This window comes from Rahnella sp. EDr1-12, assembly GCF_049206505.1.
In the GTDB taxonomy this organism is placed as follows: domain Bacteria; phylum Pseudomonadota; class Gammaproteobacteria; order Enterobacterales; family Enterobacteriaceae; genus Rahnella; species Rahnella rivi.
In genome coordinates, this window is sequence record NZ_JBLZNY010000001.1 from 413,476 (window position 1) to 435,345 (window position 21,870).

Annotated in this window: 20 protein-coding genes, 1 tRNA gene and 1 other RNA gene; 16 read left to right on the forward strand and 6 right to left on the reverse strand. The window is 56.9% G+C overall.

Features of this window, described 5'->3' with window-relative positions:
- Nucleotides 1-68 precede the first annotated feature (68 nt).
- Nucleotides 69-153 (forward strand) — tRNA-Tyr (locus ACO0U8_RS01755).
- A gap of 44 nt (nt 154-197) precedes the next feature.
- Nucleotides 198-327: non-coding RNA, RtT sRNA (locus ACO0U8_RS01760), on the forward strand.
- Between the two features lie 56 nt (nt 328-383).
- Here ACO0U8_RS01760 and ACO0U8_RS01765 read toward each other — a convergent pair.
- Genes ACO0U8_RS01765 through ACO0U8_RS01775 form a run of 3 tightly spaced genes read right to left on the reverse strand, consistent with a single transcriptional unit; the run spans nt 384 to nt 4,791 of the window.
- Nucleotides 384-2,204 (reverse strand): ABC transporter ATP-binding protein, encoded by a 1,821-nt coding sequence (locus tag ACO0U8_RS01765; protein WP_056780826.1) that lies wholly within the window; start codon nt 2,202-2,204, stop codon nt 384-386.
- Between the two features lies 1 nt (nt 2,205).
- Nucleotides 2,206-3,639, reverse strand: coding sequence for a M81 family metallopeptidase (locus ACO0U8_RS01770; protein WP_421670154.1), 1,434 nt, complete (start codon nt 3,637-3,639; stop codon nt 2,206-2,208).
- A gap of 12 nt (nt 3,640-3,651) precedes the next feature.
- Complete coding sequence (locus tag ACO0U8_RS01775; RefSeq protein ID WP_421670155.1) at nt 3,652-4,791, reverse strand: ROK family protein; 1,140 nt, start codon at nt 4,789-4,791, stop codon at nt 3,652-3,654.
- A gap of 235 nt (nt 4,792-5,026) precedes the next feature.
- Between ACO0U8_RS01775 and ACO0U8_RS01780 the strand changes: the two genes are divergently transcribed.
- Genes ACO0U8_RS01780 through ACO0U8_RS01795 form a run of 4 tightly spaced genes read left to right on the forward strand, consistent with a single transcriptional unit; the run spans nt 5,027 to nt 9,311 of the window.
- The gene (locus ACO0U8_RS01780) at nt 5,027-6,571 is read left to right on the forward strand and encodes an ABC transporter substrate-binding protein (RefSeq protein WP_056780835.1); all 1,545 of its coding nucleotides are present in this window, start codon (nt 5,027-5,029) and stop codon (nt 6,569-6,571) included.
- A gap of 27 nt (nt 6,572-6,598) precedes the next feature.
- Nucleotides 6,599-7,519: an ABC transporter permease gene (locus tag ACO0U8_RS01785; RefSeq protein WP_183846697.1), complete on the forward strand. Its 921-nt coding sequence runs from the start codon at nt 6,599-6,601 to the stop codon at nt 7,517-7,519.
- A complete protein-coding gene (locus tag ACO0U8_RS01790; RefSeq protein WP_056780840.1) occupies nt 7,519-8,385 on the forward strand; it encodes an ABC transporter permease in 867 nt (288 codons plus the stop codon). Before ACO0U8_RS01785 ends, ACO0U8_RS01790 begins: the two co-directional genes overlap by 1 nt.
- The gene (locus ACO0U8_RS01795; RefSeq protein ID WP_421670156.1) at nt 8,382-9,311 is read left to right on the forward strand and encodes an ROK family protein; all 930 of its coding nucleotides are present in this window, start codon (nt 8,382-8,384) and stop codon (nt 9,309-9,311) included. The genes ACO0U8_RS01790 and ACO0U8_RS01795 overlap by 4 nt, the downstream gene beginning before the upstream one ends.
- Before the next feature lie 34 nt (nt 9,312-9,345).
- On the opposite strand, the gene ACO0U8_RS01800 is transcribed toward ACO0U8_RS01795, so the two are convergent.
- Together ACO0U8_RS01800 and ACO0U8_RS01805 are read right to left on the reverse strand one after the other, a co-directional pair.
- Nucleotides 9,346-9,648, reverse strand: coding sequence for a helix-turn-helix domain-containing protein (locus ACO0U8_RS01800; RefSeq protein WP_421670157.1), 303 nt, complete (start codon nt 9,646-9,648; stop codon nt 9,346-9,348).
- Entirely contained in the window at nt 9,641-10,000 is a 360-nt protein-coding gene (locus ACO0U8_RS01805; RefSeq protein WP_056780852.1) for a type II toxin-antitoxin system RelE/ParE family toxin, read from the reverse strand. The genes ACO0U8_RS01800 and ACO0U8_RS01805 overlap by 8 nt, the downstream gene beginning before the upstream one ends.
- 283 nt (nt 10,001-10,283) lie before the next feature.
- On the opposite strand from ACO0U8_RS01805, the gene ACO0U8_RS01810 reads away from it, so the two are divergent.
- From ACO0U8_RS01810 to aroQ, 6 genes are all read left to right on the forward strand, one after another.
- A complete protein-coding gene (locus tag ACO0U8_RS01810; protein WP_421670158.1) occupies nt 10,284-10,859 on the forward strand; it encodes a nuclear transport factor 2 family protein in 576 nt (191 codons plus the stop codon).
- A gap of 73 nt (nt 10,860-10,932) precedes the next feature.
- Nucleotides 10,933-11,772 carry a diaminopimelate epimerase gene (dapF, locus tag ACO0U8_RS01815; protein WP_421670159.1) on the forward strand — a complete coding sequence of 280 codons (840 nt, stop codon included), beginning with the start codon at nt 10,933-10,935 and terminating at the stop codon, nt 11,770-11,772.
- A gap of 321 nt (nt 11,773-12,093) precedes the next feature.
- The gene (locus tag ACO0U8_RS01820; protein WP_421670160.1) at nt 12,094-13,473 is read left to right on the forward strand and encodes an MFS transporter; all 1,380 of its coding nucleotides are present in this window, start codon (nt 12,094-12,096) and stop codon (nt 13,471-13,473) included.
- A gap of 121 nt (nt 13,474-13,594) precedes the next feature.
- Nucleotides 13,595-14,857: a gallate dioxygenase gene (locus ACO0U8_RS01825; protein ID WP_421670161.1), complete on the forward strand. Its 1,263-nt coding sequence runs from the start codon at nt 13,595-13,597 to the stop codon at nt 14,855-14,857.
- On the forward strand, nt 14,854-15,687 hold the full coding sequence (locus tag ACO0U8_RS01830; RefSeq protein ID WP_421670162.1) for an amidohydrolase family protein: 834 nt from the start codon (nt 14,854-14,856) through the stop codon (nt 15,685-15,687). The genes ACO0U8_RS01825 and ACO0U8_RS01830 overlap by 4 nt, the downstream gene beginning before the upstream one ends.
- A gap of 14 nt (nt 15,688-15,701) precedes the next feature.
- Entirely contained in the window at nt 15,702-16,142 is a 441-nt protein-coding gene (aroQ, locus tag ACO0U8_RS01835) for a type II 3-dehydroquinate dehydratase (protein ID WP_056780876.1), read from the forward strand.
- 1 nt (nt 16,143) lies between these two features.
- On the opposite strand, the gene ACO0U8_RS01840 is transcribed toward aroQ, so the two are convergent.
- A complete protein-coding gene (locus tag ACO0U8_RS01840; RefSeq protein ID WP_421670163.1) occupies nt 16,144-17,358 on the reverse strand; it encodes a LysR family transcriptional regulator in 1,215 nt (404 codons plus the stop codon).
- 152 nt (nt 17,359-17,510) lie between these two features.
- Here ACO0U8_RS01840 and galB point away from each other — a divergent pair, with 152 nt between their 5' ends.
- From galB to ACO0U8_RS01860, 4 genes are read left to right on the forward strand one after another with little or no spacing between them, the layout of a single operon-like run.
- Nucleotides 17,511-18,257, forward strand: a complete 747-nt coding sequence (gene galB / locus ACO0U8_RS01845; protein WP_056781025.1) for a 4-oxalmesaconate hydratase — start codon at nt 17,511-17,513, stop codon at nt 18,255-18,257.
- Entirely contained in the window at nt 18,254-18,979 is a 726-nt protein-coding gene (locus ACO0U8_RS01850) for a 4-carboxy-4-hydroxy-2-oxoadipate aldolase/oxaloacetate decarboxylase (RefSeq protein WP_183846676.1), read from the forward strand. Before galB ends, ACO0U8_RS01850 begins: the two co-directional genes overlap by 4 nt.
- A 9-nt stretch (nt 18,980-18,988) precedes the next feature.
- Nucleotides 18,989-20,113, forward strand: coding sequence for a 4-oxalomesaconate tautomerase (locus ACO0U8_RS01855; protein WP_421670164.1), 1,125 nt, complete (start codon nt 18,989-18,991; stop codon nt 20,111-20,113).
- A complete protein-coding gene (locus ACO0U8_RS01860) occupies nt 20,106-21,008 on the forward strand; it encodes a DUF1932 domain-containing protein (protein ID WP_421670165.1) in 903 nt (300 codons plus the stop codon). The genes ACO0U8_RS01855 and ACO0U8_RS01860 overlap by 8 nt, the downstream gene beginning before the upstream one ends.
- The last annotated feature ends 862 nt before the right edge of the window (nt 21,009-21,870 follow it).

Consider the following 21,870-nt stretch of genomic DNA (forward strand, 5'->3'; position numbering starts at 1 on the left):
AAATCATCCATGTAGCACATGATGATTTATGGCTAAGAAGTACGTAGTAAAAATCCACAAAAAATTGTGGTGGGGTTCCCGAGCGGCCAAAGGGAGCAGACTGTAAATCTGCCGTCATCGACTTCGAAGGTTCGAATCCTTCCCCCACCACCATCTTCCAGTAGTTCTCGTTACCTCCCACAAAAAACAAAAATCAAATAAAGCTCAGATCGGGAAGGATAGAGAATCTTCGACCCGAAGGTTCGAGCCGAGCGAAGCGAGACAGCGTTGCGCAGCAACGACCCGCAGGGCGAGGCCAGAGGCCGGGTAATCCTTCCCCCACCACCATCTTCCTGACTCATCCCTTAGTAACTTCTCTGAAATAACCTCTTATCTACTGCGAATCAAACCTGAACAAAATGCCCTGCCGAGACTTCCTGATACTGCCTTTGCGGTGGAATATAGCCGTTATCGCGCACCGGACTTTTCAGCTCGTCCACCTGCATTTGTCGTTTGAGCATTCTGCGCGACGGATCCGGCACCGGCACTGACGCCATCAGTTTTCGCGTATACGGATGCTGCGGATTATCGAATATCGCCGCACGCGGGCCGATCTCGACAATTTCCCCCAGATACATCACCGCCACGCGATGACTCACCCGCTCAACCACGGCCATGTCATGCGAAATGAACAGATAAGACAGATTCATACTTTCCTGCAAATCGAGCAGTAAATTCACTACCTGCGCTTTCACCGAGACATCCAGGGCGGAAACAGATTCATCGGCCACAATCACTTTTGGATCCAGCGTCAGCGCGCGCGCAATACAAATCCGCTGACGCTGACCGCCGGAAAACTCATGGGGAAAACGCCGCAGCATGTCCGGCGACAACCCGACTTTTTGCAGCAACGACGCGGCTTTCTCTTTTGCATCGCTGCGGTTATGCAGTTTGTGTTGCAGCATCGGTTCAATCAGCGCGTCGCCAATCCGCATACGGGGATTGAGGCTGGCAAACGGATCCTGAAAAATCATCTGGATGCGCTGACGCATCTGTAAAATGTCGCGCTTGCCCAGATTCATGACATCGAAACCGTCGAAATCAATCGCCCCGCTGTGTGGTTTCAGCAGGCGCGTTACTGCGCGGCCGGTGGTGGATTTGCCGCAGCCGGATTCACCGACCAGCGACAGCGTTTCGCCCTGAAATAAATCAAAGCTGATGTTCTCCACCGCATGAACCGCCCCCACCTGACGACTGAAAATACCGCCATACACCGGGAACCTTGCGCTGAGATTTTTCACCGAAAGCAACGGCGTCGCCCCGGCATCAACCGTGCCAGCCACTTCCTTTGGCACGCTCGCCTCACCGGTTTGCAGATTAATTTGCGGGAAGCGCAACGGCCAGCCACGCCCCTGCATCGATCCGAGTTTCGGCACCGCCGCCAGCAACGCGCGGGTATAAGGATGCTGCGGGCGATGGAAAATATCCTCCGTCGCCCCGCTTTCTACCGCCTCACCGCGGTACATCACCAGCGTGCGGTCCGCGATTTCCGCCACCACGCCCATATCGTGCGTGATGAACAACACCGCCATCCCTTCCTCTTCCTGCAATGTTTTAATCAGATCCAGAATCTGCCCCTGAATGGTCACATCCAGCGCCGTGGTCGGTTCATCAGCGATCAGCAACTTCGGTTTCAGCGCCAGCGCCATGGCAATCATCACGCGCTGACGCATACCGCCGGAAAACTGATGCGGATACTCGTCAAAACGCGCTTTAGCATTCGGAATACGGACTTTCTCCAGCAGCTTCAGGGTTTCGGCCCGCGCCTGCGCGGAGGACATCCCGCGGTGCCGCTTCAGGCTTTCCGCAATCTGCCTGCCGATGCTGAATGTCGGATTGAGCGACGTCATCGGTTCCTGAAAAATCATCGCCATTTCATTGCCACGAATATCGCGCATCTGCTTATCCGAAAGCGCCAGCAAACTGCGCTGATTCAGCCAGACTTCGCCCTCAATCTTACTGCCCTGCGCCTTAAGTAAACGCATCACCGACAGCGACGTGACACTTTTCCCCGAACCGGATTCCCCGACAATAGCCAGCGTTTCACCGGGATACACATCAAAAGACAAATCCCGCACCACAGGCAGCCAGTCATCATCACCGCGAAAAGAGGTGGTGAGATGTTTTACGCTCAGCACAGGCTGACGATTTTCCGGTTCGCTCATCTTATTTGCTCCTCGCCGACAGCTGCACCTGCGGGACAAAGCTGAAGTCCCGGTCGAACGGGAAAGTTTTGCGCGCTTTGCGGTTACGCGGCAGGCGCTCAACAAACTGATCGACCACGCCGTTAGACAGCGCCATTAAATTCGGGCTGGCAATCGGCGCCAGTTCAGGCGAGAGATAGCCGGATTTCACGACCACAATATCGGCAGTATGCGGATCCAGTTGCAGCACGGTGAAATCGCTGATGTTGTGATACGGCCTGCGGCGTGCAGACACCACCACATCAATACCACCCGTGCGCAGAACCGCCTGACGGTCTGCCGGTGTCAGCGCATCGAGCAGGAAAACCACTTCAAACTCACCTTTTACCTGCGGGCTGGAATGATCCAGCGACGCGCCGAGCGTCAGGGTCAGAATTGATCCGACCCCGGCATTGAATGCCGCTTCCGTCGCCGGTGCATCGGCGATCCCGGCGACAATCGTATTTTGGGCGTATTGCCTGATCAGCTCCTGTAACACGTCGGCGCGGTCACCGACGCCGCCGCCGGTCGGGTTATCGCCCGAATCGGCCAGCACCACCGGGCGCGTTTCACAGGCAATGGCTTTTTTCACGCAGGCTTCAACCGTGTCCGTTTCACAGCCAAATACGAAGTCTTCGCGCGCGTCCCAGTAAGCCTGCGCCAGTTGCGTGGCCTGCTGTTCCAGTACCGCGCGGTCGGTGCCGGTCATGATCACCGCAGCCGTCGCGCGCGGTTCATCCGCCCACACATAACCCACCATCAGCGAGCTGTCCCACACGCCGTCAACGTCATCCATTTCCGGCAGGCGGGCGTACAAACTTTTCGCCGGTTCATCTTCGGTACTGGTGCGCTCGCCCGGTAATACCACCGGCACCGGCACCCACAGCAGCGTCGGTTTCACGCCGGTTTGCAGATGTTTCACCAGCATGGCGACCGAACGACGCATGGTTTCTTCCACATCAATATGCGGCGCCGTGCGGTAGGTGGAAAACATATCGATGGCGTCAATAATGCGCTGCGAGACATTACCGTGCAGATCGTAACTGACGCTGATCGGGCAGTCCGGCCCCACCGCCTTTCGCGCCGCGGCGATCCAGTCGCCTTCGGCATCTTCTAAACCTTCAACGTACATCGCGCCGTGCATCGCCAGATACACACCATCGAAGGGTTTTTGCGCGTCCAGCCCCGCCAGCATTTCTGCTTTAAATTTATCGTAAGTTGCCCGCGCTACCGGACCACCGGCAATGGCGCGGGCGTGGATAGTCGGCAAAAACGTCGCCGGATAATCCTGCAAAAAACGAAAGCGCGGTGAGGCCAGAAGCTGCGCATCGCGCACAACGGTAAAATCTTTCTCTTCGTTCAAAACCGGATTGTAAGTACTGCATTCAATATGGATACCGCTGACAGCTATACGCATGTTGATGATTCCTCAGACTGGCTTCAGACCGACAAGAAAGCGATGTGCAGCAATACTTGCCGCCGCGCGCGCCCAGGTGTCGTCGTTTAGGGTAAAAGTGCGGACCGGCGTTTTACCGGCGTTGCCCGGCAGCACGTTGGCTTCAACAGACTGATGCACAACCGTGCCGAACAGCCCGGAAAAATCGGCATCCTGATGTGCAATCAGAATCAGATCCGGGTCATTAATTTGAATCAGATGGGATATCGCTAAACCGAGCGCAGACCCGGCACGATGCAAAATGCGGATGGCGGCAGTCTGACCCTGCATCGCCAGCAGCTCCAGGCCGCCGATGGTGGTGACCTCCAGCCCTTCCGCTTTCGCCATTTCCGCAATCGCATTGAGCGATGCCAGCGTGTCCAGACAACCGCGCTTGCCGCAGCGGCAGGGCGAACCGTTCAGCTCCAGCGTGCAGTGCGCAATTTCCCCCGCTCCGCCGTGCAAACCCCGGTGCAGCTTTCCGGCAATAAAATGCGCACTGCCGATGCCCGCGCCGTGGCTGACCAGCGTAAAGCTACTCAGATCCCGCGCCTGGCCGAAACTTTTCTCGCTCACCGCCAGCGCTTTGGCGTCATTTTCAATGGCCACTTCCATGCCGGTCGCCTGCGAAATCAGCTTTGCCAGCGGCACATCGCGCCAGCCCAGCAACGCCGACTGCACGCAGGTCGACTGATGTTCATCGATGAGCCCGGAAAGCGTCACGCCCAGCCCGACCAGCTTTTTCGCCGCCTCGTGATGAGGTTCGAGTAACGCAGGTAAGGCACCGGCGATGTTCGCCGCCAGCTGCTGCGGATCCGCGTCCGCCGCAAAAGACACCCGCGACAGTATTTCGCCATGCAAATTGATCAGCGCCATTTGCGCCGGATTTTGCAGCAAAGAAACCCCGGCAAACCAGGCGCCGTCAGGATGCACCACCAGCCGTACCGAGGGTCTGCCCTGCCCGCTGCCCGGCACCGTTTCCGCTTCATGCAGAAAACCGGCCTCGAGCATTTCACGCACCACGCCGCCGATGGCCGCTTTACTCATGCCTGAGAATTGCGCCAGTTCGGTACGGCTTAAACCGCCTGCGGCATTCACTGCACCTAAAATCTGACGTTGCAAAGTTGTTAGCATATTCGTTTTGGCGCTCTCAGTTTTCGCTCATCTGCATTGACATTAAACGGTAGAAATGGATATATCAATGCTAATTAGTTCACAAATTAAACTAAATGTTCATACATAAGTATTTCATATGAACTATTTGTTAAATCTCTTTGTTAAAACAAGCTGTCGTTAATACCGGCGTTTTGACGAACCGGCAGACTGAGCCAGAGCCACTTAATCCGATTTTTCACGCAGAGGGCAGAACATGAAGATTACCCGTTACATCCGGCGTCCCGTGCAGTTAACGCTGCTGAGCAGCGCACTGCTCGCCGCCTTTTCGCTGCCGGTTTTTGCCGCCACGCTGAACGTGATGCAAAACGAAGCGCCGCGCAGTATGGATCCGGGCAACCAGACCGCCACTTTTACCGGCACGGTACTGGACCCGATGTACGAAGGCCTGCTGCGCATGTCGCCGCAACTCAAACCGGAAGCGGCGCTGGCAACCTCGTGGAGCAGTGACGAAAGTGGTCTGGTGTGGACCTTCAAACTGCGCAGCGGTGTGACCTTCCACGACGGCACACCGTTTAACGCCGACGCCGTCGTCGCCAACTTCGCCCGTCATCTCGACACCAAACGCGGTCTGGCAGCCAGCGGACGTCTGCGTACCTTCCTCGACAGCGTGACCAAAACCGACGAATCCACCGTCGTGTTCAAACTGAAAAAACCGTACCCGGCCTTCCTGAATCTACTGACCACCGGCGCCTGTCTGATGGTCAGCCCGGCGGCGGATAAAACCGGCACGCTCGACAGCAAGGCCGTCGGCACCGGTCCTTACAAAATGGTGCAGTACAAGACCGGCGAATTCGTGCTGGAAGAAAAATATCCGGGTTACTGGGGCGATAAAGCCGCCGGGCCGGATGACATCAAATGGACCTGGAGCGCCGAACCTTCGGTGATGAACATGGCGTTGCAGGCCGGTGAAGCCGACGTCATCAACCCTGTCCCGCCGCAGTTTGCCCGCGTGCTGAAGAACAATCCGAAGTTTGACCTGCATGAAAGCCCTGGCGCTTCCGTATTCTGGGTGGCGCTGAACACCGATCTCAAACCGCTGAGCGACGTCCGCGTGCGTCAGGCACTGAACTTCGCCACCGACCGCGACGGGCTGGTGCGCGCCATCATGTCCGGTTTCGCACAACCGGCGAACTCACCGCTGGCACCGGTCACCGCCGGTTATGACAAAACACTCAACCCGTATCCGCTGGATCTGGCAAAAGCCAAAGCCCTGCTCAAAGAAGCCGGTGTCGCTGACGGTTTCACCATGTCGATTGCGGTGCAGGGTCAGGACGCCCGCATCGGTCAGGTGCTGCAAAGCATGTGGGCGAAAATCGGCGTGAAACTGGACGTGAAAATCATGGAAAGCGGCGTGTGGACTAAGGCAGCGTTTGCCGATCAGGCCGGTAAAAAAGCCGACAACACCGGCGCGGTTCTGGCCTCCTGGTCTTCCGGCGCGAACGGCGCAGATCTGCAACTTCGTCCGCTTTACTACAGCAAAAGTTTCGCACCGGGCGGCGCCAATCTGGGCTTCTTCAGCGATCCGAAACTGGATGAGATGTTAGACAAAGCGGCTTCGACGCTGGATGAAAATACCCGTAACGCGATTTACGTCGATGCGCAGAAAGAGATTAACCAGCAGGCGCCGCAGGTACTGTTGTATTACCAGAATGATTTGTACGCCACCGGCAAAAACATTTCAGGCGTCACGATGATCCCGGGCGGGCAAATTGTGGTTAAAGATGCACAGAAAAAATAACTGCGGCATGAACAGTGGAAAAGCACCATGAAAGCTTACCTTGCCAAAAAACTCATCGCCTTCCCGATCATCCTGATCGGCGTGTCGATGCTGATTTTTGTCTCCATCCGTGCGCTGCCGGGGGATCCGGCGCGTCTGATGGCCGGTCCCGAAGCCACGCAGGAAGCGGTCGATGCCATGCGTGTGCGCCTCGGGCTTGATCAACCGCTGGTGACGCAATACCTGCATTTTGCCGGTGACGTTTTACACGGCAATCTCGGCGTCTCATTGCAGTCGCAGCAGCCGGTCACGCAGGAAATTGGTGAACGTATGCCGTATACCCTGATGCTGGCCGTGCTGGCGTATTTTCTGGCGGTGGCGGTGGGCGTTCCGGCGGGCATGATAGGCGCGGTGTACCGTAACCGCTGGCCGGATTTTGGCGTGATGTTGCTGGCGATTGCCGGTGCGTCCATCGCCAACTTCTGGCTGGGGCTGATGGCAATGAACACCTTCTCGGTCAGTCTTGGCTGGTTGCCGTTACTCGGCGCGACGTCATGGAAAAGCTACATTTTGCCTTCGGTCACGCTGGCCGTTTTACCGATGGCAGTGATGGCGCGCATGACACGCTCCAGCATGCTGGATGTGTTATCGGAAGATTATATCCGCACAGCGCGCGCCAAAGGGTTATCCGCCACCACCGTCTATTGCAGCCATGCGTTTCGTAATGCGTTGATCCCGATTGTCACTATCGTGGCGCTCAATTTCGGCAGCCTGATTGGCGGCGCGGTGGTCACAGAATCCGTCTTCAACTGGCCGGGCATTGGCCGCCTGCTGGTGGATTCCGTGCGCTATCGCGATTACCCGGTGATTCAGGGCGTGGCGCTGGTCGCCGTCTGCGGCGTGGTGGTGATGAACCTGCTCGGTGAATTACTGATCGCTTTCCTGAATCCAAAAATAAGGTTCGATTAATGTCTGCCATTATCACGCCATTAGCCCGTCGCAAACCGCGCACGCTGCGCTTTTTCCGCTGGTTATGGCGTCATCCTGCCGTGACCCTCGGCGGTTTTATCGTCAGCCTGATCGTGCTGGCTGGCCTTTTCGCGCCGCTTATCACCCGTCACGATCCTTACGCTCAGGATCTGATTGATACCCTGCTGCCGCCCGATGCCGGTCACTGGTTTGGCACAGACGATTATGGCCGCGATATTTTTGCCCGCGTGATTTATGGCGCACGCATTTCGATTATCGAAGTAGTGCTGAGCGTCGGGCTGGCGATGATTATCGGCATTCCGCTGGGAATTATCGCCGGTATGGCGGGGCGTTATACCGACATGATCATCATGTGGTTTATGGACATGTTGTTCGCGTTTCCGGGCATCGTGCTGGCGATTCTGGTGGTCAGTATTCTCGGCGGCGGGCTGGTAAACTTGCTGATCGCGATTTCATTGTTTGCCATCCCGGTGTACGCGCGCCTGAGCCGTAACCTGACGCTCGGATTAAAGCAGATGGAATACGTCGAGGCCGCACAGGCGCTGGGTTTATCGAACTACCGCATCATCGTGCATTACATTCTACGCAATGCCATCGGGCCGATTATCGTGCAATCGACGCTGACCGCCGGTACGGTGATCCTCGCCGCTGCCAGCCTCTCATTTCTCGGGCTTGGCGTGCAGCCGCCGATGCCGGAATGGGGTACCATGATGAGCGATGGCCGCAACTTCCTCGGCATTAATATTTACCTTTCGCTGTTCCCCGGTCTGGCCATTATGCTGACCGTGCTTGGTTTTAACGTACTGGGCGACGGACTGCGAGATTTACTGGACACACGCTCATGACCTCAGCCGTTTTTTGCGCCGATATCGGCGGTTCGTTTATTAAATTTGGCATTTCACGTCGTTCTGGCGAAATTGAAGAGTGCGGCAAAGTCCCGACACCCGTCGCCTCCTGGGACGATTTCGTCGATGCCATGCAAACACTCATCACCCGTTACGGGGCGGATTTACCGTCATCCACCCCGCTCGCCATTTCCACTGCCGGTCTGGTTTCACCGCAAACGGGCGAAATGCTGGCAACCAACATTCCAGCCTTTACCGGCCATTCACTGGCGAAAGATCTCAGCGTTGCGCTTGAGCGCCCGGTCACTGCCGCTAACGATGCCGACTGTTTCGCCCTTGCCGAAGCTCATGCGGGCAACGCACAACATCATGCTGTGGTCGCCGCCATCATTTTAGGTACCGGCGTTGGCGGGGGTCTGGTGATCAATGGCCAGCTGGTGCGCGGCCACGGGGGTGTCACCGGTGAATGGGGGCATGGCGCTATTACCCGCACGGCGCTGACACTCAATGGCGAAAGCTACTGCGTTCCGCGCCTGACATGCGGCTGCGGGCAGACCGGTTGTCTCGACATGCTCGGTGGCGCACGCGGCATGGAGCGTTTGCATCAGCATTTCCACCGCCAGCAAAACACCAGTCTGGAAATTGTGACCGGCTGGCTGAATGGCGATACCGATGCCTCTCTCACCGTGAACGCCTGGCTGGAACTGGTCGCCGAACCGCTGGCGCTGCTGGTGAATATTCTCGGTCCTTCACGGATCGTCGCAGGCGGCGGCCTGGCTTCGGCGACAGAACTGATCGCCGCGCTGGATCAAAAAGTACGCGCCGGCGTGCTGCATACCTACACCGAGCCGCTGCTGATACCCGGGAAATTCCTGACCGGCGGCGGGTTAGTCGGGGCTTCAGTCATGGGGCGACTCGGCAGCTAGCCTTCAGGTTCAGCCTCCCCACCTTCCCCAGCATTCAGACGGCAAACTCCATATGTTTGCCGTCTGGCATTTCGACGTTCAGCCGCAGCTTCCCGCCCATTGCTTCGATATACCGTTTCATGGTGGAGAGTTTGATGTCGTTTCCGCGTTGTTCAATGGCGACCACAGAAGGTTGACTGATCCCCATGGCTTTCGCGACTTCGGCCTGTGATAACACCAGTTGCTCACGCAGCGCCTGCAGCCGGACTTCCAGCAGCATTTCCTCTGCCATATGGGTGATACGTTCCTGACTTGCCTGAGAACGTTCTGACATTAACTGCTTAAGATTTTTAGCCATGACTTGCTCCTTGCGGCTGCTGCAGATGTTCCAGATAGGCCCGGTCGGCCATTCTTAACATCCGCTGATAAAAGAGTTTTTCGTTTCCTTCTTTCTTCGCCGCGCAAAGAATAATTGCCTGGCGAAAGGGATCGAAGGCAAAGAAAGCCCTGAACGGGTTTCCTCTGTGCTGCACACGCAGTTCTTTCATGTGCGTATAAGCGGATTCATAGACCGTATCCACCAGCGGCCTTCCTGTTTCCGGCCCGCCGATAGCCAGCGCCAGCATTCCGGCCAGTAACTTCTCCTGAGTTTTACCATCCTGTCGTTCAAACCATGCATCGAACATATCCGTTGTGAGTACCGGCCACATAATGCGTCATCCTTGTATAGACTATAATCTATAAATCGTACTCCACAAAGTGATAAAAAAAGAAGCATTAAACGGATTTGCACAGACTTGCAGCGGGAATCTCGGGATATCTTCCAGAAAACCTGACAAGGGGTTAAGTGAAAAGGCGCAGGGATTTGCCGCCCCGCAAACGGCCACAATCATGACGTTGGTTACATCTGGCAAACAAATAACTTAAGGTATAGTTGCTAATGTGACTATTTAAAATGTAGCATAAGTTCCCTGTTTATTTCGGAGCCTTACCATGACCCCTGCACTGCAAGACCAGCAAGATATAGCCGACCTGATGAACGGCTGGATCCACCGCGATTTATCCCAGTGGGATCAGCTGCTTGAACTTTTCCACGATGACGGCACCATTGAAGTCACCTGGTTTGAAGGCATCTTCAGCCAGTTTGTGGAAGGCTCAAAAAAGATGGGCGGTTCTGATCTTGTGACGAAGCACCTGATAGCCTCCCCCGCCATCACCTTTAACGGTAACCGCGCCATTGCAGAAACCAACGCGATGATTGTCGGCGAAAATGTCAAACTCGGCATTGGTTGCAGCAACCACAACCGCTTTTATGATCTGATCGAAAAACGAGACGGCGTGTGGCGCATCGTAAAACGCCAGTCTGTTTATGACATGGGGACTTTTACCTTCCCGCAAGGTCTGGTGGACATTGATCAATCCATCGTCGCGAAATACCCGCGTGAATATGCGCCGCTGGCTTATCTGCTGGAACAGAGCGGCTTTCCGGTGAAGCGTATTTTCGCCACAAAATTCAGCCAGCTCGAAAAAGAGATGAAGGCTGAAGGTCTGGCGTGGTTGCATGCCTGAAATTAGCTGACAAATGGGCAGTTTCCGATTAAATCTATTCATATCAATGATGAATACTTCCGGAGCTGCCACAATGATTTTTCACCGCTATCACGGACTGGGTAACGATTATCTGGTCTGCCATCACAGCGTCGCCGCCCAGCTCAGCCATGAGCAAATCCGGCGCATCTGCGACCGTCATTACGGCATCGGTTCCGACGGTTTGCTGATCGACCATGACGACGCCGACATCCCCTCGCTGCGCATTATCAATCCCGACGGTTCTGAGGCCGAGAAAAGCGGCAACGGACTGCGCATTTACGCCCGCTACCTGTTTGATACAGGCCGCGTATCCCATGAACCCTTTCTGGTGAATACCTCGGGTGGCCAGGTGCGTTGCGAAGTGACTGAAGGCGCGCATCAGGTGATTGTCGATATGGGCCAGGCAAAATTCTCCCCGGCGGCCTTACCGGCCAATGTTGAAGGTGATGAAGCCCTCGCGCTGCCACTGGTTGCGGGCGGACATCATCTTTGCGCGACACTGGTTTCCATGGGTAATCCGCACTGCGTGATCCGCGTTGAAAAACTGGATCTGGATGTCGTGAAACAACTCGGCGGGGAAATCGAAACACTGGCGATTTTCCCGAAACGGACCAACGTGCAGTTCGTGCAAGTGCTGGACAGAAGCAACATCAGTATCGGCATCTGGGAACGCGGCGCCGGGTATACGCTGGCGTCCGGCAGCAGCAGTTGTGCAGCGGCCAGCGCGATGCACAAATTGGGGCTGGTGGACGAAAATGTCACGGTGCATATGCCGGGAGGAAAACTTGCCATCCGTTTCAGCGGTGATTTTCAGGTCAACATGCGCGGGCCGGTGCAAAAAATCGCGTCCGTCACGCTCGACAGCGACTGTTTCTGGGATATGCCTGCGTAGCCCGGTGGTGTGCAGTGTCCACTTTCCTCCTCTCTGCTGATTAACGCTTTGCATCACGGCAGCCTGTCTGCCGTTTTTTTATGCCTTCATATAAATAAAACTCATACCTGCATAATGATTTTATGGCAGACAGCGCGCTTTCCAGCCCCTAAGTTGGTTATCAGGAAGCACCACAATGAATAACCAACTCATTGTTTAACAAATAAAATAATCTTAATAAAAACCCTTCTCGACCGTTGTGCGTGCTAAGCCGGTCAGTGAAATTTTTTTCAAAGTTTTAATCCGATCACATATTAATAAAAAAAACAGAGAGCGTACCCTATGAGCAACAACTCCATCGTGGACGTGAAAGCCTGGATAGACGACCGCCCGATATCCAAATATCAATGGGTGGTCCTGTCCCTGTGTTTCATCATCATTATGTTCGACGGTTACGACGCCGCGGTGATGGGCTTTATCGCCCCGGCGCTGATCGAAGACTGGGGCATCAGCCGTGCGGAAATGGGCCCGATTTTAGGCGCCGCCATGTTTGGTGTGGCGATCGGTGCGCTGATTGCCGGGCCAAATGCGGACCGGTTCGGTCGCAAACGGGTGCTGATGTGGTCGATTCTCTGTTTCGCGCTGTTCAGCCTGCTGAGCACCTTTGCCCGCACGCCGGTGGAAATGGCGATCCTGCGTTTTCTCACCGGCCTGGGATTAGGGGCGGTGATGCCTAATACCGTGACGCTGGTGTCGGAATATATGCCCGAACGCCGCCGCAGCCTGATGATCACCGTGATGTACAGCGGCTTTAACGTCGGTTCCGGCGCAGGCGGGTTTGTTGCCGCCGGTTTGCTGCCGCATTTTGGCTGGAAAGCGGTGATTTTTGCGGGCGGGATCCTGCCTCTGCTAATGCTGCCTCTGCTGATGTGGATCCTGCCGGAATCCGCCATGTACATGGTGGTGCGCAACGTAGCGAAAGAGAAAATCGCCAAAGTGCTGACCCGCGCCGGTGGCGTGTTCAGCGAAGGCACCAAATTTGTGCTTAAAGCCCCGGTGATTCAGAAAAAAGCCAAAGTCTTCCAGCTGTTCGCCAACGGCTATGCCAAGGGCACGATTGTCTTGTGGGTCACCTATTTCATGGGGCTGTTCGTGATTTATCTGCTCAACGGCTGGCTGCCAACCATTATGCGTAACGGCGGATTCTCACTGGAGCGCGCGGCCATCGTCGCCGGTTTGTTCCAGCTGGGCGGCACCTTCGGCGGCCTGATGGTCGGCGGGTTGATGGACAGATTCATTGCAAAACGCGTCATCGCAGGCTTCTACATGATGGGCGTGGTCAGCCTGCTCTCGCAGGGCATCGGCAACTTCGGCCCGGACATTCTCGCCCTGCTGGTGTTCATCAGCGGCGTGTGCATTAACGGCGCTCAGACTGGCTTGCAGGCCTTTTCCCCGGCCTTCTACCCGACCGAAATGCGCGCCACCGGCGTCTGCTGGATGCACGGCATCGGGCGCAGCGGCGCGATCATCAGCTCATCACTGGGCGGCGTCCTGCTCGGCGTTTTCTCCGGCCAGAACATGATCTTTATTATTCTGGCGCTGCCTGCCTTGCTGGCGGGTCTGAGCATTCTTTTGCACCGCGCGGCGCACCCGGCCGAGATGATCAAAGGCGTTGATATTACTGACATCCCGGAGTTGTCGCGCACCCTGAATATCCGCTAGTCTCTGGATTAGCCACCTTATAATTAGAAACACAAGAATCAGAAACCTAAGTCAGACACATCGCTCACGCGGCGCGACATTGGCGTCGCGGTTACCCTACAAAAAGTATTGAGGATTTAAGATGGCGAAAATCATAGGCGGTTTAGCAGTTTCACATACCCCGACCATCGGTTTTGCGGTTGACCACAATAAGCAGGATGAAAGTGCCTGGGCGCCGATTTTCGAAAGCTTTGCGCCGATGCAAAAATGGCTCGAAGAAAAGAAACCTGACGCGCTGGTCTACATTTTCAACGACCACGTCACGTCGTTTTTCTTCGATCACTATTCGGCATTTACGCTGGGTATTGACGATCATTATGAAGTGGCCGATGAAGGCGGTGGCGCGCGCGATTTGCCTGCGGTCAAAGGCCATGCGGCGCTGTCGCAGCATATCGGTGCCAGCCTGATGGCGGACGAGTTTGATATGTCCTTCTTTCAGGATAAGCCTTTGGATCACGGCCTGTTCTCGCCGCTTTCTGCCCTGATGCCGCACGAAGGCGGCTGGCCAACGCAAATCGTCCCGCTGCAAATCGGCGTATTGCAGTTCCCTATTCCGACCTCCCGCCGCTGTTACAAACTCGGTCAGGCGCTGCGCCGCGCCATTGAAAGCTTTCCGGAAGATCTGAACGTAGCGATTGTCGCCACCGGCGGCGTTTCCCATCAGGTCCACGGCGAACGCTGCGGTTTTAACAACCCGGCATGGGATGAACAGTTTGTCGATATGATCGTTAACGACCCGGAGCGTTTGACCGAAATGACGCTGGCGGAATTCGCCACGCTGGGCGGCATGGAAGGCGCGGAAGTGATCATGTGGCTGGTGATGCGCGGGGCGTTATCTGCCAACGTGAAGAAACTGCATCAGGCCTATTACCTGCCGTCAATGACCGGTATCGCCACGCTGATCCTTGAGAATCAGTCCCGCGAAGCCCCGTATGATGTGCAGCAGCGCCAGCGTGACAAAATCGCACAGCAAATGGCGGGGGTCGAAAAGCTGCCGGGCACCTACCCGTTCACTCAGGCGCGCAGTCTGAAAGCCCTGCGCATCAACCGGTTCCTGCACCGTCTGATCCAGCCTGCGTGGCGCGAGCGTTTTCTCACCGATCAGCATGCGCTGTTCGCGGAAACGAAGCTGACCGAAGAGGAACAAACACTTCTGCGCGAACTCGACTGGCGCGGCATGATCCATTACGGCGTCAGCTTCTTCCTGCTGGAAAAACTCGGCGCGGTGGTCGGCGTCTCCAACTTACATATTTATTCCGCGATGCGCGGCGAAACGCTGGAGGAATTCCAGAAAACCCGCAATCAACAAGTTCTCTATTCAGTAGCAGGTAAAGCGAAAGCATGACGATTTTTGAGCAACCTAAGATCGACACTCATCACCACGTGTTTGATCCGGCGCGCTTCCCGTACCTTCCGGACACGCCTTATCGTCCACAAGGGCACGAGATCGGCACCACCGATTATTACCGCGCCGTGATGCAGGCGTACAACATCCGCCACTCGCTGATTGTCGGCCCGACGTCAGGTTACAACACCGACAGCACCTGTCTGCTGGATGCGCTGGAAAAAGGCAATGGCCGCTTCAAAGGCATCGCCGTGGTGCCGTTTGATATCAGCATTGAGCAACTCGCCAGCCTGAAACAGGCCGGTGTGGTCGGCATCGCCATGAATGTGGCGATGCTCGGCACGGAGCCGTTTCTGCATCTCGACGGACTGATGGGGCGTCTTGCCGAACTGGAACTGTTCGCGGCCATTCAGGTGCAAAACGATCAGCTGCTGGCGCTGCTGCCGCTGATCAACCGCAGCAAAACGCGGCTGCTGATTGATCACTCCGGCCGCCCTGACGTCACGCAGGGCCTGCAACAACCGGCGTTTCAGGCACTTCTCGGCCTGGCTGACCAGCAACGCACCTGGGTGAAACTCTCGGGCCTGGCGAAGTTCAGCCGCCAGCCTTTCCCTTATCAGGACGGACACGCCTATCAGCACGCCCTGCTCAATGCCTTTGGCGCTGAGCATTGCATGTGGGGTTCTGACTGGCCGTTCCTGCGGGCGGAACACCGGATGGATCTCGGCACGTTGCTGATGCTGGTGGAGCAATTATTCCCCGACGAAAAAACCCGTCAGCAGATTTTGTGGCAGACGCCGAAAGCGTTGTTTGGATTTACGGATGACTGAAGAAAGGAAAGACCATGAATTATAAAATCGCCGTCTTTAACGGCCCGAATCTCAATCTGCTCGGCACGCGTGAGCCGGAAACCTACGGTCACGACACGCTGGCGACTGTCGAAAAGCTGTGTCATCAGACCGGCGAAAGCTGCGGCGCCACCATCGACTTCTTCCAGACCAATCACGAAGGCGAGCTGATTGACCGCATTCAGGCCTGTCGCGGCAACGCGGATGCCATCGTCCTGAATGCTGCCGCCTGGACGCACACCTCCGTCGCCCTGCGCGACGCGGTGACCGCCGTCAGCCTGCCGCTGTACGAAGTGCACATCACCAACGTGCACAAACGCGATGCCTTCCGCCATCACTCCTTTCTCTCCGACGTCTCCGTCGGCGTGATCTGCGGGTTTGGCATTCAGGGGTATGAATATGCCATCAGGCAGGCAGTGGTGAATCTGAAGAAGTAATTTAGCCGCACACCTTTCTGATCTCCTCGACCAGCGCGCCGGCCGCCGGTGACAACAGGCTGCCGGCGCGAAACGTCAGGCCGATGGCGCGGTGCGTATCGGCCAGTTCCAGCGGCAGTTTGACCAGTTCGCCGGATTCAAGCTCGTGTTCCAGCTGGCGGGCAGACACCGCTGCCAGCATGTCGGAACCGAGCAATAGCCCGCGCACAATACCCAGATCGCCACTTTCCACTACCGGGTCAGGCGGCGGCATGTCCATGGCGGCAAAGCTGTTGTCCAGCAGGCGTCGGGCGGGGGTTTCGGCGCGCGGCAACACCCAGCGCGCTTTGCGCAAATGCTCCTGCGTCACGGTCTCTGCCAGCAACGGATGCCCCTTTCTCGCCAGAATCACCATGCTTTCGGTAAACAGGGTTTCAGTCGCCATATCCGCCGCGTAATCGCTGGAACGCAGTGCGCCAAAAATGAAATCCACTTCGCCGGAACGCAGCTCAGAGGCCAGCGCACTGAACGCGCTTTCATTGGTGACCACTTTTACCCCGGCGTAACGCTGCGTCAGCCCGATGATCGCCTGCGGCAGTAACCGCGTGCGGCCAAGCGGCAACGCCCCAACCTGCACCGTCCCTTCCAGCACGCCGCGGCGAGCCGCAAGATCGGCGGGAATGTGCCGCAGCTCGCTGAGCGCACGGCGCAGATTCGGCAGGATATCCTGCCCCGCCAGCGACGGCATCATGCCGTGCGGCGTACGTTCGAGCAGCGCCAGACCGGCACCGTTTTCCAGCACCTTCAGCGCGGCACTGACCGCAGGCTGACTCAGACCAAGCAGGGTCGCCACCGTCTGCATATGCCGCGTGTTGCACAAAGAGATAAAGATTTGCAGACGCCGGACGTTAAACAGATACAGCGGTTCAGTATCGCCCCGCCGCTGGCCGCTTTTGCCCTGCAATTTCGCCAGCTGCGACGGGATCTGGCGCAGCTCGGCAATGGCCCGCCGTGCGCGGGGCAAGACGCATTTGCCGAAATCCGTCAGCAACATGCCGTTGGCGTGGCGCTCAAACAGCGGCACATCGAGAAACTGTTCCAGGTCACGGATAGCCCGCGTAACCGCCGACTGGGTGCGGTACAGTTCATCCGCCGCACGGGATACGCTCCCCTGATCGACCACCTGACAAAACGCCCGTATTTGCATCAGGTTACTCAGCATCTCAGCTTCCGCCATCCCCTTCTCCCTTCTGGTTTTTTTGCGTGACACCTCGCTGCAATATAAATAAAACGCATACCCCCTGCAATCAAATGAATTACCCGTCACGCACGTTGGCTGACAGCATGGAACTCAGACATTTTGAGAACAATAAAACCAAGGACACCCTCATGACTCAGCCCAAAAAAGATGATGCTAAAAGCGCATTAGTTGTCAGCGCCCATTCCGCCGATTTCGTGTGGCGTGCGGGCGGTGCCATCGCCAAACATACTCAGGCCGGTTACGCGGTGCACATCGTTTGCCTGTCGTTCGGCGAACGGGGTGAATCCGCCAAACTGTGGCGCAAAGGCAATATGACCGAGGACGTGGTGAAAGCCTCGCGTCGCGAAGAAGCGATGGCCGCCGCTGAAATTCTCGGTGCCACCGTTGAATTTTTCGATATGGGCGATTATCCGCTGCGTGCCGATAAAGAATCGCTGTTCCGCCTGGCCGACGTTTACCGCCGTGTGCAGCCGCATTTCGTGCTGACCCATTCCCTGAAAGACCCGTACAACTACGATCACCCGATGGCGACGCATCTGGCGCAGGAAGCGCGGATTATCGCGCAGGCCGAGGGGTATAAGCCCGGCGAAACCATCGTCGGCGCGCCACCGGTGTACTGTTTTGAGCCACATCAGCCGGAGCAGTGCGACTGGAAACCCGACGTGCTGCTCGATATCACCGACGTCTGGGACAAAAAATATCAGGCCATTCAGTGCATGGCCGGTCAGGAACATTTGTGGGAATACTACACCCGCGTCGCCCAGCAGCGCGGCGTGCAGGCGAAACGTAACGTCGGTATCACCAGCGCCAAAAACATCGTTTACGGCGAAGGTTATCAAAGCATCTTCCCGCGCGTGACGGAGGATTTAGCATGAGTCTGGTCGGTAAAAAAGGCGTCGTGGTTCGCCATATTCCACGGGCAGATAAAGCGGACGTTACCGCTCTCGCGGCCTTCGGCGTCGCGACGGTACATGAAGCACAGGGTCGTAAAGGCTTGCTGGAGGCGGGTATCCGTCCGATCCAGCAAGATTGTGCGATTTCCGGCAGCGCGGTCACCGTGCTGACCGCGCCGGGCGATAACTGGATGTTCCACGTGGCTGTCGAACAGTGTCAGCCGGGAGATATTCTGGTGGTGGCACCAACTTCGCCATGTTCTGACGGTTTCTTCGGTGATTTGCTGGCAACATCGCTCAAAGCGCGCGGCGTGGTCGGGCTGGTGGCCGATCTCGGTGTGCGTGATACCAAAACCCTGCGCGACATGGGATTTCGCGTCTGGTCGCGGGCGGTTCATGCGCAGGGCACCATCAAGGAAACGCTCGGTTCCGTGAACGTGCCGGTGGTGTGTGCGGGGCAACTGGTTTACCCCGGCGATGCCATCGTGGCTGATGATGACGGCGTGGTGGTGGTGCGTCGTGAAGACGTCGCCCGGGTGGCGCAGGCCAGCCGCGAACGGGAAACGCTGGAAGAAAGCAAACGCGCCAGAATGGCTGACGGCGAACTCGGGCTGGATATCTACAACATGCGTCCGCGTCTGGCAGAAAAAGGGCTGAAATATTTCGATTCCACCGAAGAAGCAGAACAGGCCGAAAAGCGCTGAGGAGCGGATATGCCACAAACCCGGATCCCCTGCCTGCTGATGCGCGGCGGCACCTCGAAAGGGGCGTTTTTCCTGGCCGCTGATTTGCCACAAAATGAAGCGTTGCGCGACCGCGTCCTGCTGGCAGTGATGGGTTCCCCTGACCCGCGCCAGATTGACGGCCTCGGCGGTGCGGATCCGCTGACCAGCAAAGTGGCGATTATCCGCCCTTCCGCGCGGCCTGATGCCGACGTCGATTATCTGTTTGCACAGGTGAATGTCGATAAAGCGGGGGTGGATTACGGACAAAATTGCGGCAATATTCTGGCCGCCGTGGGTCCGTTCGCCCTCGAAAAGCAGCTGGTCAGCCCGCTGGACGGCATCACGCCGGTGCGCATTTTTATGGAAAACACCGGGCAGATTGCCACCGCGCATGTGCCGGTCAGAGACGGTGAAGTCAGTTATCAGGGGGAATTGCGCATCGACGGGGTACCCGGCACGGCGGCTAAAATCAGCGTCGAATTTGCCGATATCGCGGGTTCCAGTTGCGGGGCGTTACTGCCCACCGGCAACGCCCGCGATACCTTCGACGGCATTGACGTCACCTGCATCGACAACGGTATGCCGGTGATCCTGCTGCGCGCCGCCGATGTCGGTCGCAGCGGCTATGAAACCCGCGAACAACTGGATGCCGATACGGCGCTGAAACAGCGTCTCGAGTCGATCCGCTTGCAGGCGGGCCCGAAAATGAATCTCGGCGATGTCTCGCAGCGCACCGTACCGAAAATGACGCTGATCGCTGAGCCGCGAAACGGCGGCGCCATCTCCAGCCGGACATTTATTCCGCACCGCTGCCACGCCTCGATTGGCGTGCTCGGCGCGGTCAGCGTCGCCAGCGCCTGCCTGATCCCCGGCAGCATCACCGAAGGACTGGCGCAAACACCCTGCGGCGACACACCGCGGGTCAGCGTCGAACACCCGACCGGCGAGTTCAGTGTGGAACTAAAACTTGATCCGACTCAAACCGGCGCACAGCGCCTCAGAGGCTGCGCGCTGTTACGCACCGCGCGCCTGATTTTTGAAGGCCGCGTCGCCATCCCCGCCAGTGTGTGGGACGGCCATCAGGACGAACATCAGGAACCGCATCATGAATAACGTCACCCGCATTTCCTTAATTGGCCTCGGCGAGGTCGGCACGATTCTGGCTACGGATTTAAAAAACCAAAATCCGGCGCTGGATATCGTGGCCTTTGATAAGCAAAGCGACTCAGCGGTGATACGCCAGCGCGCCCGTGACGCCGGAGTGAACTTTGCGCTGTTTGTGGAAGACGCCGTAAAAAACAGCCAGGTCATGTTCTCTGCCGTGACCGCCGCCGAAGCGCTAAAGGTGGCCGAAGCCGTCGCCCCGCATCTCGCGCCCGGACAGTTTTTTCTCGATCTGAATTCTGTTTCGCCGAACACCAAACGCGAGGCGATGGCGCTGATTGAACAGGCGGGCGGCCATTACATCGACGTCGCCGTCATGGCACCCTACCCGCCTGCGCGGCTAAAAACCCCGTTGCTGCTGGGCGGCACGCATGTTTACGCCATCAGCGAGTGGCTGAACGAAAACGGATTTAACAGCAAAGTCCACAGCACCGCCGTCGGAGAAGCTTCCGCCATTAAGATGTGCCGCAGCGTGATGATCAAAGGCCTCGAAGCCCTGACCGCCGAATGCCTGAGCGCCGCACGCCAGTACGGCGTGGAGAATGAAGTGCTGGCCTCGCTGCACGCCAGCTTTCCGTCACTCGGCTGGGACGCACAGTTGCCGCACTATCTCATCAGCCGCATCGCCGAGCACGGCAAACGCCGCGCCGAGGAGATGCGCGAAGTGGTGAAAACACTCGCGGATGTCGGCATCTCGCCGAACATGAGTTCCGGCACCGTGCTTGCCCAGCAAGGGCTGGTGGATGCGCTGGCCGCGAAGGGGATCCGGTATTCGGATCTGGAGCCGTTTGAGTGGGAGAAAACCGTGGATATTTTGCATCGTGGTGATGGGAACCGATCATAAGGTCGGGGGGCGTGGGGGTGCCGGCGCGCGGGCTTTAAGGTCAAAACCGTGGGTTGCCACCCACACGGGCCTCAAGAGGCGCCTATCGCCGCGCCTCTTAAGAATCTCCGGCTCTTTTACTGCGCGCTATCGCTCGCTGGCTATGTTTCAGGTAGCACGGCGACAGGCTGGAAATCTTGCCGCTGCGCGGTTCCTTCTCTCGGTCCTGGAGCCTTGGGTCTCCAGGCCGCTCCGTTCAGCAAGATTTCTGAATCGCCCGCACGATCTTAAATTTAAAAGCAGACTGATTCCCATCTTTTCAACACTCTGGTCTGCGACCTCTCACTCAGCGAGATTTCTGAATCGCCCGCACGATCTTAAATTCAAAAGCAGACTGACTCTCATCTTTTGAAACTCTGGTCTGCAACCTCTCACTCAGCAAGATTTCTGAATCGCCCGCACGATCTTAAATTTAAAAGCAGACTGATTCCCATCTTTTCAAAACTCGGGTCTGCAACCTCTCACTCAGCAAGATTTCTGAATCGTCCGCACGATCTTAAATTTAAAAGCAGACTGATTCCCATCTTTTCAAAACTCGGGTCTGCAACCTCTCACTCAGCGAGATTTCTGAATCGCCCGCACGATCTTAAATTCAAAAGCAGACTGATTCTCATCTTTTCAAAAAGTTAACTGGCGTGCTCAAAATCCAGCTGAACGGAGCGGCTTCGAGACCTATGGCTCGAAGACCGAGAGAAGGCAGTGCGAAGCACCTGGATTTGCGCCACTCACGATAGCTTCGGAACATGTCCGTCGTTCCTGCGATAGCGCGCAGTAAAAGAGCCCGGGGGGTCTTGGGGGGCGGCGGCGATATGCCGCCCCCCAA

Bases quoted from the DNA above. Each gene is read 5' to 3' on its own strand.
- ACO0U8_RS01805 (WP_056780852.1), bottom strand. From the start codon at position 10,000: ATGTGGCCGGTACTCACAACGGATATGTTCGATGCATGGTTTGAACGA.
- ACO0U8_RS01795 (WP_421670156.1), top strand. From the start codon at position 8,382: ATGACCTCAGCCGTTTTTTGCGCCGATATCGGCGGTTCGTTTATTAAA.
- ACO0U8_RS01765 (WP_056780826.1), bottom strand. From the start codon at position 2,204: ATGAGCGAACCGGAAAATCGTCAGCCTGTGCTGAGCGTAAAACATCTC.
- ACO0U8_RS01830 (WP_421670162.1), top strand. From the start codon at position 14,854: ATGACGATTTTTGAGCAACCTAAGATCGACACTCATCACCACGTGTTT.
- ACO0U8_RS01825 (WP_421670161.1), top strand. From the start codon at position 13,595: ATGGCGAAAATCATAGGCGGTTTAGCAGTTTCACATACCCCGACCATC.
- ACO0U8_RS01800 (WP_421670157.1), bottom strand. From the start codon at position 9,648: ATGGCTAAAAATCTTAAGCAGTTAATGTCAGAACGTTCTCAGGCAAGT.
- ACO0U8_RS01860 (WP_421670165.1), top strand. From the start codon at position 20,106: ATGAATAACGTCACCCGCATTTCCTTAATTGGCCTCGGCGAGGTCGGC.
- ACO0U8_RS01790 (WP_056780840.1), top strand. From the start codon at position 7,519: ATGTCTGCCATTATCACGCCATTAGCCCGTCGCAAACCGCGCACGCTG.
- ACO0U8_RS01780 (WP_056780835.1), top strand. From the start codon at position 5,027: ATGAAGATTACCCGTTACATCCGGCGTCCCGTGCAGTTAACGCTGCTG.
- ACO0U8_RS01810 (WP_421670158.1), top strand. From the start codon at position 10,284: ATGACCCCTGCACTGCAAGACCAGCAAGATATAGCCGACCTGATGAAC.
- ACO0U8_RS01840 (WP_421670163.1), bottom strand. From the start codon at position 17,358: ATGGCGGAAGCTGAGATGCTGAGTAACCTGATGCAAATACGGGCGTTT.
- galB (WP_056781025.1), top strand. From the start codon at position 17,511: ATGACTCAGCCCAAAAAAGATGATGCTAAAAGCGCATTAGTTGTCAGC.
- ACO0U8_RS01785 (WP_183846697.1), top strand. From the start codon at position 6,599: ATGAAAGCTTACCTTGCCAAAAAACTCATCGCCTTCCCGATCATCCTG.
- ACO0U8_RS01770 (WP_421670154.1), bottom strand. From the start codon at position 3,639: ATGCGTATAGCTGTCAGCGGTATCCATATTGAATGCAGTACTTACAAT.
- ACO0U8_RS01850 (WP_183846676.1), top strand. From the start codon at position 18,254: ATGAGTCTGGTCGGTAAAAAAGGCGTCGTGGTTCGCCATATTCCACGG.
- ACO0U8_RS01820 (WP_421670160.1), top strand. From the start codon at position 12,094: ATGAGCAACAACTCCATCGTGGACGTGAAAGCCTGGATAGACGACCGC.
- ACO0U8_RS01775 (WP_421670155.1), bottom strand. From the start codon at position 4,791: ATGCTAACAACTTTGCAACGTCAGATTTTAGGTGCAGTGAATGCCGCA.
- dapF (WP_421670159.1), top strand. From the start codon at position 10,933: ATGATTTTTCACCGCTATCACGGACTGGGTAACGATTATCTGGTCTGC.
- aroQ (WP_056780876.1), top strand. From the start codon at position 15,702: ATGAATTATAAAATCGCCGTCTTTAACGGCCCGAATCTCAATCTGCTC.
- ACO0U8_RS01855 (WP_421670164.1), top strand. From the start codon at position 18,989: ATGCCACAAACCCGGATCCCCTGCCTGCTGATGCGCGGCGGCACCTCG.